The sequence below is a fragment of the Rhodomicrobium vannielii ATCC 17100 genome, from assembly GCF_000166055.1.
GTDB lineage: Bacteria > Pseudomonadota > Alphaproteobacteria > Rhizobiales > Rhodomicrobiaceae > Rhodomicrobium > Rhodomicrobium vannielii.
Genome location: NC_014664.1, coordinates 3,652,160 through 3,668,312, shown reverse-complemented (window position 1 = coordinate 3,668,312; position 16,153 = coordinate 3,652,160). Strand labels below are relative to the sequence as shown.

At 61.7% G+C, this 16,153-nt stretch carries 12 protein-coding genes; 11 read left to right on the top strand and 1 reads right to left on the bottom strand.

Annotated features, from left to right (window positions below; translation table 11 throughout):
* The first annotated feature begins 185 nt into the window (after positions 1-185).
* The 10 genes from RVAN_RS20385 (at position 186) to RVAN_RS16820 (ending at position 9,975) form a co-directional block, all read left to right on the top strand.
* Positions 186-392: a hypothetical protein gene (locus tag RVAN_RS20385; RefSeq protein WP_013420909.1), complete on the top strand. Its 207-nt coding sequence runs from the start codon at positions 186-188 to the stop codon at positions 390-392.
* 155 nt (positions 393-547) lie between these two features.
* A complete protein-coding gene (locus RVAN_RS16860) occupies positions 548-1,303 on the top strand; it encodes a L,D-transpeptidase (protein WP_013420908.1) in 756 nt (251 codons plus the stop codon).
* Positions 1,304-1,461: 158 nt separating this feature from the next.
* The gene (locus RVAN_RS21060) at positions 1,462-1,584 is read left to right on the top strand and encodes a hypothetical protein (protein ID WP_280642113.1); all 123 of its coding nucleotides are present in this window, start codon (positions 1,462-1,464) and stop codon (positions 1,582-1,584) included.
* 218 nt (positions 1,585-1,802) lie between these two features.
* Positions 1,803-3,470 carry a sigma-54-dependent Fis family transcriptional regulator gene (locus RVAN_RS16855; RefSeq protein WP_013420907.1) on the top strand — a complete coding sequence of 556 codons (1,668 nt, stop codon included), beginning with the start codon at positions 1,803-1,805 and terminating at the stop codon, positions 3,468-3,470.
* Positions 3,471-4,093: 623 nt separating this feature from the next.
* The gene (gene nifH / locus RVAN_RS16845; protein ID WP_013420906.1) at positions 4,094-4,921 is read left to right on the top strand and encodes a nitrogenase iron protein; all 828 of its coding nucleotides are present in this window, start codon (positions 4,094-4,096) and stop codon (positions 4,919-4,921) included.
* A gap of 171 nt (positions 4,922-5,092) precedes the next feature.
* Entirely contained in the window at positions 5,093-6,664 is a 1,572-nt protein-coding gene (anfD, locus tag RVAN_RS16840) for a nitrogenase iron-iron protein, alpha chain (protein ID WP_013420905.1), read from the top strand.
* A gap of 17 nt (positions 6,665-6,681) precedes the next feature.
* Positions 6,682-7,032, top strand: coding sequence for a Fe-only nitrogenase subunit delta (gene anfG / locus RVAN_RS16835; protein ID WP_013420904.1), 351 nt, complete (start codon positions 6,682-6,684; stop codon positions 7,030-7,032).
* Between the two features lie 16 nt (positions 7,033-7,048).
* Positions 7,049-8,437 (top strand): Fe-only nitrogenase subunit beta, encoded by a 1,389-nt coding sequence (gene anfK, locus RVAN_RS16830; RefSeq protein WP_013420903.1) that lies wholly within the window; start codon positions 7,049-7,051, stop codon positions 8,435-8,437.
* A gap of 173 nt (positions 8,438-8,610) precedes the next feature.
* A complete protein-coding gene (gene anfO / locus RVAN_RS16825; RefSeq protein WP_013420902.1) occupies positions 8,611-9,363 on the top strand; it encodes a Fe-only nitrogenase accessory protein AnfO in 753 nt (250 codons plus the stop codon).
* 12 nt (positions 9,364-9,375) lie between these two features.
* Positions 9,376-9,975 carry a gamma-glutamylcyclotransferase family protein gene (locus RVAN_RS16820; protein ID WP_013420901.1) on the top strand — a complete coding sequence of 200 codons (600 nt, stop codon included), beginning with the start codon at positions 9,376-9,378 and terminating at the stop codon, positions 9,973-9,975.
* 146 nt (positions 9,976-10,121) lie between these two features.
* Here the strand turns inward: RVAN_RS16820 and leuC are convergent, their stop codons facing one another.
* Positions 10,122-11,528, bottom strand: coding sequence for a 3-isopropylmalate dehydratase large subunit (gene leuC / locus RVAN_RS16815; RefSeq protein WP_013420900.1), 1,407 nt, complete (start codon positions 11,526-11,528; stop codon positions 10,122-10,124).
* Between the two features lie 602 nt (positions 11,529-12,130).
* Here leuC and RVAN_RS16810 point away from each other — a divergent pair.
* A complete protein-coding gene (locus RVAN_RS16810; protein WP_169309578.1) occupies positions 12,131-16,144 on the top strand; it encodes a Pls/PosA family non-ribosomal peptide synthetase in 4,014 nt (1,337 codons plus the stop codon).
* The last annotated feature ends 9 nt before the right edge of the window (positions 16,145-16,153 follow it).

Below are 16,153 nucleotides of genomic sequence, written 5' to 3'. Positions count from 1 at the left end.
CGTGGCGCTGGCGCCGCTCCTGGGGAGCGCGACACTACAGCCTCGCGCGGCGGATGCAATCCGGGCTTATGGCTTTTGCAAAACAGCGGTTGAAAGCGCGGGTCGCCTGCGCCGGGAGTTGGACATGCCATCGCGAGGTTGTACGCTCCCCAGAAAGGAATGAGCTATCGGCCTGCGTATGGCCCATGAATGATTACTCCAAGAGCAAAGCGCGCTTCGTGAGTCAGGAGGCGCGGCCGGTATTTGCGTGGTTTCCTCTGCCGCTATTATTGTTTGCAGTGATTGCGCTGTGGCTCAACGATAGTCAGACCTCGTATGAATCGACGTGGCTTTCGCCAGCGCTCAATCTTCTGCTCGCCACATTGCCAGCGCTGGGCCGCGGCATCGATTGATGACAATTTTCATTGCGAAATAGCCACAGTCTCGGGTGGCAATGGACCGCGAAAGTCGGCACGGACTTGTTGCTGCGAGCCAGGCTCGGTATTGGATTGTCGGCATATCGACGCAACTGGGCATGGCGGCGTCTGGGCAAGTACGGGGGGAAGGTATGAGACGTTGGAGCGCGTTTCTATCGGCGCTTGTGGCCGGGCTCGTGGCAGGGCAGGTTTCGGCACTCGCGCTGGAGAATTGGACCGACGGCCGCCCGGTTTTCGAGAGCGACATCCGAAGGCAGGCGGAACAGGATGAGGCGCAGCGTGTCGAGCGGCGCAAACCGGTCGTCTACCCGAAGTACATGGATGGCGGCGCTCGTCCCGACATTGCGCCTGCCGAGCCATCGATCATCTACTTCAACCAGAACGAGGAAGTCGGCTCCATCATCGTCGATACGCAGAGCCGCAAACTCTATTTCGTGCTGCCCGGCAAAAGAGCCTATGAGTATCCGATTTCGGTCGGCCGCGATGGGTTTACCTGGTCGGGGACGGAACGTATCACGCGCATCGCGGAGTGGCCGTCCTGGACGCCGCCGCAGGAGATGCACAAGCGCCAGCCCGGTCTGCCGATTACGGTGTCAGGAGGCCTGCGCAATCCGCAAGGAGCGCGAGCGCTTTACCTCGGCAATACCGTCTATCGCATCCACGGCACCAACAACGAGCGCACCGTCGGACAGGCGAACTCGTCGGGCTGCTTTCGCCTGAAGAACGAGCATGTCGTGCATTTGGCCTCAATCGCGAAGGTCGGGACCAAGGTGAAGGTTTTGCAGGCCTACACGGGCGGGGTCAGCCAGAGCGCGCCGCTGTCGTCGCTTTTCAGTTCGAGGGCGAGAGACGAGCAGCCGTCTGCGCGCGAGACCGTGAGGCGATAGCCGTCCGCGCGCGGAGAGCCGGCTGCAACTGAGCAGTTGAAGAGGGCTGATAGGCGACCGATAAAAGTTTGTGATGGTCGTATCGTCCGAACCCAGGCGATCCGCATCGGCCGCCACGCCTACGGTTTCCAGTATCGCACGCCCGAAGCGGTGCCCGAATGGCGCGACATCCCGGATCGGTGCTGGAAGGCGAGACGGAAGCGCGGCTACCAGCCTTCAACGAAGCCGCGCGTCGGCTTGACGACAATCTGATGGCGCTGATCTCCCCCACGAACGCGTAACCCGTTTTTCGGCAGGCGCTGAAAATTGGATTTGGAACGAATAAAGCTATTCCCTTATCGATACAGCTTGGCGTATAGTTTGCATGCCTGCGTCACCGAGCGGTCCGCGTCTTCAACACGCGGCGACACGTGGCTCAGCTCGACGGAATCGGCCGGCCCCCCGGGAATGCCGCCTTGGCGGGTCGGCCGTGATCGCAGGAGCTCTGAAGGCAGGATAAATGGACGACACACTGGTACTCGACCTCGACATGGGTTCGCCCGTCGATGACTTCACGCATTGCTTCACCGGCGAGTGCCGCGCGAACGTCTTGCCGATCCTCTACAGGCTGAACCGCGCGATTTCTTCCGCGCAGGATCTGACCGAGCCGCTGCGCATCATCCTCGACGTCATGCGCGAGACGCTGCGCATGCATCGCGGCGCGATCACGCTTTACGACCGCCAGTCCGAGACGATCTTCATCCACGACAGCTTTGGCCTCACCGATGAGCAGAAGCAGCGCGGCATCTATTCGCTTGGCGAAGGCGTCACCGGAAAGGTGGTGGAAAGCGGCAAGCTCATCGTTGTGCCGCGCCTGCATGACAGCACCGATTTCCTCGACCGCACGAAGGCGCACGAGGACCGCAAACACCCGAAGGCGACATTTTTCTGCGTGCCGATCCTGCTCGGCCAGCGCGTTCTCGGAGCCATCGGCGCGGAACGCGTCTATCTGAACCCCCATCTTTTCAAGCAGGACGCGGAATTTCTCGCGGCCATCGCGCTCATGATCGCGCCGGCCGTCGAGCTTTATCTCATCGCGAATAACGACAAGGTGCGGCTCGAAAACGAGAATCGCCGCCTCAAGAACGCGCTGAAGGAGCGTTACAAGCCAAAGAACATCATCGGCAATTCCAAGCCGATGGTGGAGGAGGTCTATAACCTCATCGGCAAGGTTGCCTCGACGCGCGCGACAATCTTGATCCTCGGCGAAAGCGGTGTCGGCAAGGAGTTGGTGGCGAACGCCATTCACTATAATAGCGCAAGCGCCGACGGCCCGTTCGTGAAGTTCAACTGCGCCGCGATCCCCGAAGCGCTCGCCGAGAGCGAGTTGTTCGGCCACGAGAAGGGCTCGTTCACCGGCGCGCTTCAGACGCACAAGGGCAGTTTCGAGCAAGCGGACGGCGGCTCGATCTTTCTCGACGAGGTCGGCGAACTGAGCCTCACCGTGCAGGCAAAACTCTTGCGCGTGCTTCAGGATCGCACCGTCGAGCGCGTCGGCAGCGGCAAATCCATCAAGGTCGATCTGCGCATCATCGCCGCGACGAACCGCAATCTTCCCGAGATGGTGGAAAACGGCCTGTTCCGCGAAGACCTGTTCTATCGCCTCAACGTTGTGCCGATCACCGTGCCGCCGCTTCGTGAGCGCGGCTCGGACGTGATCCTGCTCGCCGATTATTTCGTCGCGAAGTCCTGCGAGGCCAACGGGCGCAGCGTGAAGCGTATCTCGACGCCCGCGCTGAATATGCTGATGGCGTATCATTGGCCTGGAAATGTGCGCGAATTGGAAAATGTCATCGAGCGCGCGGTCATCCTCTCCGATGACGAGGTGATCCACGCCTACAATTTGCCGCCCTCGCTGCAGACGCCGAAGGAAAGCGGCACGGGCTTCGGTGTCGGGCTTGAAGAAAAGGTGCGAGCGGTCGAATACGAGATGATCGTCGAGGCGCTGAAAAGCTCCAACGGTAACATCGGCACGGCCGCGCAGGAGCTTGGGCTTACGCGCCGGATGCTCGGCGTGCGGATGGAGAAATACGGCATCAATTACAAGAACTTCCGCTCGGGCGCGTACAAGCCGCAGAATGGAAGCGGGAGCGAGCGCTCCGACAAGGTGAACGCGGGCATACGTTAGGCGTTATCGCTTTGATGAAATCAAAAGCGCCCTCTCATTGTTGGGCGTGAAAAACGGCGACCATGCTTTAGCGCCGCGCTTCGGCCGCATGCCCCTCCGCCGCGTCACGTTCCGGTGCATCGCAAAGCCGACAAAACGTCGCTGCCGCAAAGCTCAGGCGAGCGCACTCCCCACCATCGAAATTCCCGATCGCTCCACGGCGGCCGCGAAAGGCGCATCGGCCGCTTGCGGATTTTGTCGCCCGGACGAAGCCCATCACATGCTCGGCTTTTTTTAAGCACCCTCGGACATTCGTGAAACCGTGCCCCAAACGTGACCGATAGGGGAATTTACAATTTTGGTCGAAAGCCGGGCGAGATTTACCGTTAGGGCTTTGCCAGGCCGGAAGGAAGAGGAAGGCAGCGAGTCGAGAATTTACACGGATGTAAAAAGGCGTTCTATTTTTTCATTCCTGTTATTATTGTGAGTATAAATGGCACTTCAGCCGATCTTTGAAATATTTTTTGGTGTCATTCTTATTTTTTCGCCCGCATCGACAGTATTGGCACGCAGGTTGCTATTGTAGGGGTGTGAAGGCGGCGAGATGGCCGCCAACGCAAGATCACTCTCAGGAGCACCCCTTTATGACTCGCAAGGTTGCCATTTATGGCAAGGGCGGCATCGGTAAATCTACCACGACGCAGAACACCGCGGCCGCGCTCGCCTTTTTCCATGACAAGCACATCTTCATCCACGGCTGCGACCCCAAGGCAGACTCGACGCGTCTCATCCTTGGCGGCCAGATGCAGGAAACCGTGATGGATACGCTGCGCATTCACGGCGCGGAGAAGGTCACGCTCGATAAGGTCGTGAAGACCGGGTTCAAGGAAATCCGCTGCGTGGAATCGGGCGGCCCGGAGCCGGGAGTTGGTTGCGCAGGCCGCGGCGTCATCACCGCCATCGACCTGATGGAAGAGAACGATGCCTACACCGAAGACCTCGACTTCGTGTTCTTCGACGTGCTGGGCGACGTGGTTTGCGGCGGCTTCGCGATGCCGATCCGTGATGGCAAGGCGCAGGAAGTCTACATTGTCGCCTCCGGCGAGATGATGGCGATCTACGCGGCGAACAACATCGCGAAGGGCCTCGTGAAATACGCCAAGCAATCCGGCGTGCGCCTCGGCGGCATCATCTGCAACAGCCGCATGGTCGACGGGGAAAAGGAATTCCTGAACGAATTCACCGCCGCCATCGGCACGAAGATGATCCATTTCGTTCCGCGCGACAACATCGTGCAGAAGGCCGAATTCAACAAGAAGACGGTGACGGAATTCGATCCCGAGGCCAAGCAGGCGCAGGAATACAAGCAGCTTGGCAAGGAAATCCTTGAGAACAAGGACTTCGTCATTCCGAAGCCGCTCAACATGGACGAACTGGAATCGATGGTCGTGAAGTACGGCCTGCTCGACTGACGTCCTTCGCGGACGAGCCGCGAAAGAGAACGCACCGACATCGCGAGAATACGGGCAATCCGGACACGTCCGGGGGGCACGGGCGACTCATGCCGCCTCGCGGGTCGGGCGCGCCTCTCAAGCGGCTCGTCCACACAAAACGCGACCCAAGACACCGGACGGAACCGAACCATGCCGTATCATGAATTTGAAGCCAGCAAGTGCATTCCCGAGCGGAAGCAGCATGCGGTCATCAAGGGCCCGGGCGAAGACCTGAGCCATGCGCTGCCGAAGGGATATCTCAACACCATTCCGGGTTCGATTTCCGAACGCGGCTGCGCCTATTGCGGCGCGAAGCACGTGATCGGCACGCCGATGAAGGACGTGATCCATATCAGTCACGGCCCCGTCGGCTGCACCTACGACACGTGGCAGACGAAGCGCTACATCTCGGACAACAACAACTTCCAGCTCAAATATACCTTCGCGACCGACGTGAAGGAAAAGCACATCGTGTTCGGCGCGGAGCCGCTTCTGAAGAAGAACATTCACGAAGCTTTCGACGCGTTCCCCGAAATCAAGCGCATGACGATCTATCAAACCTGCGCCACCGCGCTGATCGGCGACGACATCGACGCCATCGCACAGGAAGTGATGGAAGAGCGGCCCGACGTGGACATCTTCGTCTGCAACTCGCCGGGCTTTGCCGGTCCGTCCCAGTCGGGCGGTCACCACAAGATCAACATCGCGTGGATCAACCAGAAGGTCGGCACCGTCGAGCCGGAGATCACGAGCGACTATGTGATCAACTACGTCGGCGAGTATAACATCCAGGGCGACCAGGAAGTGATGCTCGACTTCTTCAATCGCATGGGCATCCAGGTGCTGTCGACGTTCACCGGCAACGGCAGCTATGACGGCCTGCGCGCCATGCATCGCGCTCATCTGAACGTGCTCGAATGCGCCCGCTCCGCCGAATATATCTGCGACGAGCTGCGCGCCCGCTACGGCATCCCGCGCCTCGACATCGACGGCTTCGGCTTCGAGCCGCTCTCCGGCTCGCTGCGCAAGATCGGCCTGTTCTTCGGCATCGAAGACCGCGCGGAAGCTATCATCGCGGAAGAAACCGCGAAGTGGAAGCCGCAGCTCGACTGGTACAAGGAGCGCCTCAAGGGCAAGCGCGTTTGCCTGTGGCCGGGCGGCTCGAAGCTCTGGCACTGGGCGCACGTCATCGAAGAGGAAATGGGCCTCAAGGTCGTCTCGGTCTACACGAAGTTCGGCCATCAGGGCGACATGGAAAAGGGCATCTCGCGTTGCTCCGAGGGCGCTCTCGCCATCGACGACCCGAACGAGCTTGAAGGTCTCGAAGCTATCGAGATGCTGAAGCCGGACGTCATCTTCACCGGCAAGCGTCCGGGCGAAGTCGCGAAGAAGGCGGGCGTTCCGTACCTCAACGCGCACGGCTATCACAACGGCCCTTACAAGGGTTACGAGGGGTGGGTCCGCTTCGCGCGCGACATCTACAACGCGATCTACTCGCCGATGCACCAGTTGTCGAACCTCGACATCTCGAAGGACGAGATCCCGACCGACAAGGGCTTCCTCACCCGCAAGATGATCTCCGACGCGACCCTGCCGCCGGAAGTCGTCAACGATCCGATCCTCAAGCAATACGACGGCAAGCTGGACCCCATCCCGGACCTTCGCGCGAAGACTTACCCGGTCTTCCCAAAGAAAGAACCCGCTCCGGTTGCGGCCGAGTAACAGAGAGACAAGGACCAATGGACGATCTGACAAAAGACCGCGTCGAGCAACTTCTCAACTACATCATGAAGAAGTGTCTCTGGCAGTTCAACTCACGAGCTTGGGACCGCCGCAAGCAGAACGCGGGCATTCTGGGGCAGACGGCGCAGCTTCTGTGCGGCGAGACACCGGTGCACGAGACGGCGAACGACAAATGCTACTGGGTGGATGCCGTGCTCCTCGCCCGCGAGTATCGCGCGCGCTTCCCCTGGATCAACGAACTGTCGCACGACGAAATCAAGGCGCTGATCAAGGCTCTGCATGAGCGCCTCGACTTCCTCACCATCGACGGCTCGCTCAACGAAGAACTGACCGTTCAGCACTACTAGAAAAGGACCACAGACAATGACTTGCCATGTAGTGCCGAAGGAAAGGGCCGGCGTCGTCAACCCGATCTTCACCTGCCAGCCGGCGGGCGCGCAGTTCGCGTCCATCGGCGTGAAGGATTGCATCGGGATCGTGCACGGCGGCCAGGGCTGCGTGATGTTCGTGCGGCTCCTTATCTCGCAGCATCTGAAGGAAAGCTTTGAAATCGCGTCGTCGTCTCTGCACGAAGACGGCGCGGTGTTCGGCGCGCTGAACCGCGTCGAGGAAGCCGTGGACGTGCTGCTCTCGCGCTATCCGCATGTGAAGGTGGTGCCGATCATCACCACCTGCTCGACCGAAGTTATCGGCGACGACGTGGACGGCGTCATCACGAAGCTAGAAGAGGGGCTTCTGGCCGAGAAGTTCGCAGGCCGCGAAGTTCATCTGCTTGCGATGCATCAGCCGAGCTTCGTCGGTTCCATGATCTCCGGCTACGACCTCGCCGTGCGTGACTTCGTGAAGAAGTTCGCGGAGAAAGGCGAGCCGTCCGAGAAGATCACCCTCATCACGGGCTGGGTGAACCCCGGCGACGTGAAGGAGCTGAAGCATCTCCTCAAGGAGATGGAGATCGAGGCGAACGTTCTCTTCGAGATCGAAAGCTTCGACTCGCCGCTCCTGCCGTCGAAGGACAACGTCAACCACGGCAATACCACGGTCGAAGACCTGCGCGACACGGCGAATGCAAAGGCAACCTTCGTGCTGAACCGCTACGAAGGCGGGAAGGCGGCCGACTTCCTGAAGAAGAAGCACAAGGTGCCGTCCGTGATCGGGCCGACGCCGATCGGCATCCGCAACACCGACACGTTCCTGAAGCAATTGTCAGACGTGACGGGCAAGCCGATCCCGAAGAAGCTCGTCCACGAACGCGGCGTTGCGCTCGACGCCATCGCCGACATCAGCCACATGTTCCTCGCCGAAAAAAAGGTCGCGATCTACGGCGCGCCGGACCTCGTGATCGGCCTCGCCGAGTTCTGCCTCGACCTCGAAATGCGCCCGAAGCTCCTGCTGCTCGGCGACGACAACTCGAAGTATGTCGACGATCCGCGCATCAAGGCGCTTCAGGAGAACGTCGATCACGAGATGGAAATCGTGACCAACGCCGACTTCTGGGAACTTGAGGACCGCATCAAGAACAAGGGCCTCGAACTCGACCTCATCCTCGGTCACTCGAAGGGCCGCTTCATTTCCATCGACTACGGCATCCCGATGGTGCGCGTCGGCTTCCCGACCTACGACCGCGCGGGCCTCTATCGCTATCCCGTCGTCGGCTACAACGGCGCGGCGTGGCTTGCAGAGCAGATGGCCAACACGCTGTTCCAGGACATGGAAAACAAGAAGAACAAGGAGTGGGTGCTGAACGTCTGGTAGCGCCAGCCCCGCCTCCTCTCACGCGCCGGCTTCTTCCTCCTTCGGAGCGGCGCGAACGCCACCGGACCCTCCGCTTCCTCGGGAGGGTCCGGGCGGCATTCTCGAATTCATGACGACCGACTGAAGCCCGAAGCGCTCGTGCAAGTGCCGCGAGACCGGGAACGAGGCCAGAGATGAAGATCGCAGCTTATGTCAACGACGACGGCGAACTGACCAGCCTTTACAAAAAGGGCCGGTTCCGGCTCTACGAGGGCGAGGCGAAGACCTGGCGGACCATCGGCGACATCCCCTTCGAGATGAGCGCGGACGCCTCGCTGCCCAACGTGCGCGAAACCATCGAGACCGCCGCCACATCGTTCGGCGAGTGCAAGGTGATCCTCTCAAGCGAAGCGCGCGGCTTCTTTTATTCCTATTTCGCTGAGCTTGGCGTCGCGAGCTGGAAGTCGGGCGAGACGGTGCTCGATGCGCTGCCGACCGTCGAGAAGGGCGAGCGCGCAAAGGCCGAAGCCGCAGCCAACTGCGCGAGCGCGCACGAGGGGTGCAATACCGGCGGATGCGGTTCCAAAGGGAAGAAGCTCGTGCAGTTGCAGCCCGTCACTGCCGCCGAGCCGCTCATCCCGGCCGAAGATCTCGGCGAGGGGCATTTCCGCTTCGACCTCGCTTCAGAACTCAAGAAGAACCCGCTTCTCAACTCGCGTCAGGCTCTGATCCCGATTCTGTCGCAGACGCCGTTCGAAACGCTCGAAATCATCTGCGATCACGTCCCGCGCTGGTTCATGCAGCGCGTCGCAGAACTCGACCTTGACGCCGCCATCGTCACGCTTGAGCCGCCCGCCCATGGCGTGAAAGCCACCGTCACAAGGCGCCCCGGCTGCGATACGTCGCGCCGCCGCGCGCCTGCCAGCCTGTCCGGCGGCTGCGCATAAGGAGAGAATGACATGACATCGTCCGTAACCCTTCTATCGGCAAGGCCGCCGTCTTCCTCGAAGCACGCCAAACCCTCGCCGCGAAGAGTGCCCGTCCTCGCGTTCATCTATGGCGCTGCCATGAACCCCGCCTGGCTCGCCGAGCGCGGCATACGCGCGGAGCGGGTAACGCTGGCGCGCCTGCCCGACCACAGGCTGTCGTTCCACGGCTATACGCAGGTTTGGGACGGCGCCGAAGAAGCCGCCTTGCCCGCGCCGGGACAGGCCCTTTGGGGGGTGATCTACAAGGTTTCGGGGCTGGATGTAGACCGGCTCGACGCCGCTCAGGGCGTTCGCCTCAACGGCACCGGCACCTACTTTCACTATCCCGTCGAAGTCATCGACGCGGAAGGGGCGGTTCATACCGCCGTCATGTACCGCAAGGCCGCGCTTCGCGACGAGCGCGCGCCGAGCACGGAATATCTCGCCTATGTCGTGGAAGGCGCGAAGGCCTGCGGGCTGCCGGCCGATTACGTCGAAGCCGTGAGCGCGATTGCTTCGGTGCCGGCCGCCTATCCCGTACCGCTGAAGGCGAACTCCGGCGCGCAAACCGCCGACTCAGATTGCTGCTGAGCGAGCAGCCGGGGCGCGGGCCACCCACTCATCGGCCGCCGAACCGAGGTGGCCAGCGGCCTTTTATCGTCCAGCGCCATCCGCCTGACGGTTTTGCGATCCCGCGCAGCATCGACACACGCGGGATCGGCTTCGTTGAAGCGTGCTCAGCTCTTGCCGAACTCGCGCACGTCCACAAAGTGGCCAGCGACCGCCGCCGCCGCTGCCATCGCTGGCGAGACGAGATGCGTGCGGCCCTTGAAGCCTTGCCGTCCCTCGAAATTTCGGTTCGAGGTTGAGGCGCAGCGCTCACCGGGGCTGAGCTTGTCGGCGTTCATTGCGAGGCACATCGAGCAGCCCGGTTCGCGCCACTCGAAGCCCGCCGCGAGGAAAATCTCGTCGAGCCCTTCCGCCTCGGCCTGCTCCTTCACGAGGCCGGAGCCCGGCACGACCATGGCGTTCACCGTTTCGGCAACGCGACGGCCTTCGACGATCGCGGCGGCTGCGCGCAGATCCTCGATGCGGCCGTTCGTGCATGAGCCGATGAACACGCGATCGATGGCGATGTCCGTCATCTTCACGCCCGGCTCAAGGCCCATATAGGCGAGGGCGCGGGATACGGCGGCACGCTTGCCGTCGTCGGCGACCTTCGCCGGATCGGGCACGGTGCCGGTGATCGCCACCACGTCTTCCGGGCTCGTGCCCCAGGTTACGATGGGCGGCAGCGCGGCGGCGTCGAGCTTCACTTCGCGGTCGAAATGCGCGCCTTCATCGGAGGGCAGCGTCTCCCAGTATTTCCGCGCGAGTTCCCAGGCGGCGCCTTTCGGTGCGCGCGGACGGCCCGCGATATAGGCGAACGTCTTCTCGTCCGGCGCGACGAGGCCAGCGCGCGCGCCCGCCTCGATCGACATGTTGCAGACCGTCATGCGGCCTTCCATCGACAGCGCGCGGATGGCCTCGCCCGCATATTCGATGACATAGCCCGTGCCGCCCGCCGTGCCGATCTCGCCGATGATGGCGAGGATGATGTCCTTCGCGGTCACGCCGTCCGGCAAAATGCCGTCGACCGTCACGCGCATGTTCTTCGCCTTTTTCTGGATCAGCGTCTGCGTGGCGAGCACATGCTCGACTTCGGACGTGCCGATGCCATGCGCGAGCGAGCCGAAAGCGCCATGCGTCGAGGTATGGCTGTCGCCGCATACGATGGTCGTGCCGGGGAGCGTGAAGCCCTGTTCCGGGCCGACGATGTGGACGACGCCCTGGCGCTTGTCGAGTTCATTATAATATTCGATGCCGAATTCGGCGCAGTTCTCGCCGAGCGTCTGCACCTGAAGGGCTGCTTCCGGGTCGTCGATGCCGTGGCTGCGGTCGGTCGTCGGCACATTGTGATCCACAACCGCCAGCGTCTTCTGCGGCGCGCGAACGCGGCGGCCGGCAGTGCGAAGCCCCTCGAACGCCTGCGGGCTCGTCACCTCATGCACGAGATGGCGGTCTATATAGAGAAGGCTCGTGCCGTCCGCTTGCGTTTCAACGACGTGGTCGTCCCAGATTTTATCGTAAAGTGTCTTTGCCATGATCGGTCCGTTCCGCTCGGGCTGGCGAGCGCGCTTGTTCTCTTGAATGGTTTTAGGAAGCGCAAACGCGGAAAGCAAGGCACCCGCGCGACGATTGCGGAAAACCGGACAAAACGCGCGGCACAGATCGCGACCGGCTGCGGCGTCAGTCTGAAGGGTTCTTCATACAAATAATCGAAGCGCTAATGCAATTCATAATTCTCTACAAGCAATTCACATAATGAAAAAGCATCATCTTAGACGTGCGTTTATATATTTGCACTATAAGTCGGATTATTAAAGTTGATGAGTGAACACGAATCCCATGAAATGTACATCGCCAAAAGAAAACCGGATCGTTAATTTCCGAGTTAGTATTAGAAGCTCCGTCCCGGGCTTTCGCAACGGAACCTGCCTTGCCATCAGGCGGGAAACCTGTCCGGCGCTCTGCATCTGAAAAGGCAAGCCTCGCTTGACGAGGCGGACACCGCCCGGCTCGCCGGCCAACGAGACATTTTCATAGAACCTTAAAGCTCGACCTGAACCGGGGCGCAGCGTTGCGCGTACGCGGGAGCCGAACGATGGCGAGAAGACATTTGCTTTACGATAGAATGCGCAGACCGATGCTTTTGCATCACGTGTTCGAACAGCAGGCGAAGAGGTGGCCCCACAGCGTTGCGGTAAAATGCGACGGCTTTTCGCTTACATATTCACAGCTTGACCGACTTTCGTCGAAAATCGCCCGCCGCTGCATCGACAAGGGCGTGAAGCCGGGCAGCCTCGTAGGGATATACTTCCAAAAGTCGGTGAATCTCTTCGCTGCGATCCTCGGCGTTTTGAAAGCAGGCGCCGGTTACGTTCCGTTGGACCCGAAATTCCCCGCGGAAAGGATTATCGATATCTGCGATGACGCGCGCGTGTCGCTGGTGCTGTCCGAAGGTACCTTGGGGCGTGAGATCGCGGAGACGATCGACAGCGTCGAGTGGTTGCTCCTCGACGCCGATGAAGAACGCGCCGCGCGCCGACGCATCCGGGCCGTTCGCTTCGCCCCGCTCGCGGTGCGGCCGACAAGCGCGGCCTATGCCATCTACACCTCGGGCTCGACCGGGCGGCCGAAGGGCGTCAAGATCACGCACAAGAATGCGCTGGCCTTCGTCAAGGCGATGAAAGCCTGCTACGGCGTCAAGAAAAGCGACCGAATCTATCAGGGATTTTCGGTGGCGTTCGATGCGTCGGTCGAAGAAATCTGGGCGGCCTTTTCAACCGGTGCGACGCTCGTCATCCCGACGGAGGACATCGGCCGCTCCCCGTCCGATGCGGCCGACTTCATCGAGCAGGAGGGCGTCTCCTATTTCTCGACCGTGCCGTCGTTTCTCGCGATGATTCCGCGCGATCTGCCGAACGTGCGGCTTCTCGTACTCGGCGGCGAAGCTTGCCCGCCCGATCTCGTCAACCGCTGGGCGAAGCCCGGCCGTCGCATGCTGAACACTTACGGCCCGACCGAGGCGACGGTGGTGGCAACGCTCGCGGAATGCGTGGCGGGCCAGCCCGTCAGCATCGGAACCGCCATTCCCGGCTACGCGATCCACGTCCTCGACGAACGAGGCAACCCGGTGCGCCCCGGCGAGGAGGGCGAGCTTTACATCGGTGGCGCGGCCGTATCGCCCGGTTACATCAACCGTGCGAGCCAGACAGCCGAGCGCTTCCTGCCCGATCGCATCTCCGGCACGCGCGGGCGGCTCTACCGCACGTCCGATCTGGTGCGGCTCGGGTACGATGGAGAACTGTACTTCCTCGGACGCATCGACGGGCAGATCAAGCTTCGCGGCTTCAGGATCGAGTTGCCGGAGATCGAAGCCGTTCTTCTCGACCATCCGCAGGTCGCGGCCTCTTCGGTTAATGTCTTCGACGTGAACGGCTCCAAGGAGCTTGGCGCATTCATCGTGCCGAATGCGGAAATCACCAGCGAAATCCGTGTCGAGCTTGCGGACCTGCTTCGCCGTCGCGTGCCGGAATACATGGTTCCGAAGTATCTCGATGTGATCGACGCGCTGCCGTTGATGACGAGCGGCAAGGTGGACCGCAGGCAGCTTCCGCTCCCCCAGACGTTGCTGAAGGGCGAACAACAGATCGTGGCCCCGGAAACCGACCTAGAGCGCGGGATCGCCGAGGTCTGGGGGACGTGCCTCGGCGTCACGTCGGTGTCGGTCGAGGACGACTTCTTTCTCGATCTCGGCGGTCATTCGCTGCTGGCGGCGCGCGTCGCCACCGAAATGCGCGAGCGCCTCGGACTGCCGTCGGTGTCGGTGCGCCACCTCTACCAGCACCGCACGATCCGCGCCCTCGCGGCGGCGCTCGGCGACCATGTGCAACCAGCGCGCGATGAACGATCCCGGGAAGGTCCGCAAGAGGAACTGCCGAGCCTGCTTGCGTTCAAACTCGTTTCGCCCTGGGAGCGTTGGCTCTGCGTGGGGCTGCAAACGCTTTCGATCGCGCTTTACTACCTCGTCCTGAGCGCGCCTGTGACGCTGACCGTGCTCGTTCTCAAATCGGCCTATGAAGGCGCGACCACAACCGAGGATGCGGCGCTGATCCTGACCGCGGCCGGTTTCCTGATCTGGCCGACCATGCTGTCGTTGAGCATCGTGTTGAAATGGCTCGTGATTGGCCGATACAAGCCGGGCCGCTACCCGCTATGGGGCCTGTATTATTTCCGCTGGTGGTTCGTGGGCAAGTTCCAGAGCCTGAGTTGGTCGTCCATGTTCGTCGGCTCGCCGCTGATGAGCCTCTATTTTCGCGCGATGGGAGCGCGCGTCGGCAAGAACTGCGTCATCGGGACGGCGCATTGCTCGGCCTTCGATCTCGTCTCCATCGGCGACGGCGCTTGCATTGGCGCGGAAACCCAGTTCCTTGGTTGCCGCGTTGAAGACGGAATGCTCGTCATCGCGCCTATCACCATCGGGGAAAACTGCTTCATCGGTCAGCACTGCGCGCTTGGCCTCAATGTCGAGATGGCGGCGGGTTCCGCGCTCGACGACATGTCCCTCCTCACTGATGGCGCGCGCCTTCAGCCCGACATGAAGTTGCGCGGCGTGCCTGCGGCTTCGGCCGACTTCGACCTGCCGCCGGCCAATACGGCGCGCCGTGGCGGCGAGGCGGTGTGGGGACTGATCCATCTCGCCCTCGTCTATGTCATGGGCTATTTCCTGATCGTCGCGCTGCTTCCGCCGATCGCTCTCGTGGCCCTCGTCCTCATCAACTACGGGGTTTATGCCGGCGCTGTCGCGCTTCTCGTGGCGGTGCCGCTCGCGGTCGCGTGGTACATCGCCTGCGCCGTGCTGATGAAGCGTGTCGTGCTGAGGAGGATACGGCCCGGAACATATTCGGTGCGCAGCCTGACCTATCTGCGGCACTGGTTCCTGAGCTATCTCCTGAACAACACGCGCGAAATCCTTCAGCCGCTCTATTCAACGCTGTTCTTTCCGGCCGTCCTGCGGCTGCTGGGCGCGAAGATCGGCAAGGGCGTCGAGGTATCGACGGTAATGCAGTTTACGCCCGACCTCCTAACAGTGAAGGGCGGAAGCTTTCTGGCGGATGCCTGCATCGTGGGAGGCGCTCGCATCCATCGCGGTGCGCTGTCGATCGAGGCGGTGAACATCGGCGCGCGGACCTTCGTCGGCAACAGCGCCTTCGTCCCCGGCGGCGCAACGATCGGCGACGACAGCCTCGTCGGCGTCCTGTCGACACCGCCGCAGACGAAAGAGCCGCTGGAGGCCAACAGCCGCTGGCTTGGCTCGCCGGGTTTCGAATTGCCCTCGCCCGTGGTCCAGCCAAGCTGCGCTTTCGCGGACTCGAAAACCTACAAGCCGTCGCGTTCGATGGTGTTCGCGCGCGCTTGCGTCGACTTCCTACGCATCTGCCTGCCGGGATGGCTCTCCGGCGCGGCCCTTGTCGCATTCTGCTATGCGCTGATTGCCATCCGCAACTCGCACTCCCTCGAAGAAACAGTCCTGTTCAGTCCGCTGCTTTCCTTCGCGTCGGCGCTGGGGTTGCTGTTCGCAGCCGCCGCAGTGAAGGTGGCGCTGCGCGGGACGTTCCATCCCGTGATCAAGCCGCTGTGGTCGAGCTACGTGTGGTTCACGGAGGTGATAAACGGCGTATTCGAGACGCTTGCGGCCAACATCATGGAGCCGGTTCTCGGGACGCCGTATGCGGGGCCATGCCTCGGGCTGTTCGGCTGCAAGGTGGGCCGCTGGGTGTTCGTGGACACAACCCTCTTCTCCGAATTCGACCTCGTGGAGATCCGCGACCATGCTGCCCTCAACCTGGGCGCGACCGTCCAGACCCACCTTTTCGAAGATCGCGTGATGAAGGCTGATAAACTCGTGATCGGCGAAGGGTGCACCGTCGGGAACATGGCCGTTGTGCTCTACAGCACGTCCATGGAACGGGGCGCGGTGCTTGGGCCACTGTCGGTGCTGATGAAGGGCGAAACGCTGGCGCCGGGATCGTATTCGGTTGGCATTCCGGCCTCACCAGTCGCTCGGGCGGACGCGCTGAAACGCCTGCCGGTTCTTGAGACGAAAGGCGGTGGCGTGTCGGCCGAGCGTAGCCTTGAGCATGCGAACGCCGCTTGACGGCTTACC

What these genes read in the sequence shown, in the direction of transcription:
- RVAN_RS20385 (WP_013420909.1), top strand. Translation starts at nt 186, where the DNA reads ATGAATGATTACTCCAAGAGCAAAGCGCGCTTCGTGAGTCAGGAGGCG.
- RVAN_RS16860 (WP_013420908.1), top strand. Translation starts at nt 548, where the DNA reads ATGAGACGTTGGAGCGCGTTTCTATCGGCGCTTGTGGCCGGGCTCGTG.
- RVAN_RS21060 (WP_280642113.1), top strand. Translation starts at nt 1,462, where the DNA reads ATGGCGCGACATCCCGGATCGGTGCTGGAAGGCGAGACGGAAGCGCGG.
- RVAN_RS16855 (WP_013420907.1), top strand. Translation starts at nt 1,803, where the DNA reads ATGGACGACACACTGGTACTCGACCTCGACATGGGTTCGCCCGTCGAT.
- nifH (WP_013420906.1), top strand. Translation starts at nt 4,094, where the DNA reads ATGACTCGCAAGGTTGCCATTTATGGCAAGGGCGGCATCGGTAAATCT.
- anfD (WP_013420905.1), top strand. Translation starts at nt 5,093, where the DNA reads ATGCCGTATCATGAATTTGAAGCCAGCAAGTGCATTCCCGAGCGGAAG.
- anfG (WP_013420904.1), top strand. Translation starts at nt 6,682, where the DNA reads ATGGACGATCTGACAAAAGACCGCGTCGAGCAACTTCTCAACTACATC.
- anfK (WP_013420903.1), top strand. Translation starts at nt 7,049, where the DNA reads ATGACTTGCCATGTAGTGCCGAAGGAAAGGGCCGGCGTCGTCAACCCG.
- anfO (WP_013420902.1), top strand. Translation starts at nt 8,611, where the DNA reads ATGAAGATCGCAGCTTATGTCAACGACGACGGCGAACTGACCAGCCTT.
- RVAN_RS16820 (WP_013420901.1), top strand. Translation starts at nt 9,376, where the DNA reads ATGACATCGTCCGTAACCCTTCTATCGGCAAGGCCGCCGTCTTCCTCG.
- leuC (WP_013420900.1), bottom strand. Translation starts at nt 11,528, where the DNA reads ATGGCAAAGACACTTTACGATAAAATCTGGGACGACCACGTCGTTGAA.
- RVAN_RS16810 (WP_169309578.1), top strand. Translation starts at nt 12,131, where the DNA reads ATGCTTTTGCATCACGTGTTCGAACAGCAGGCGAAGAGGTGGCCCCAC.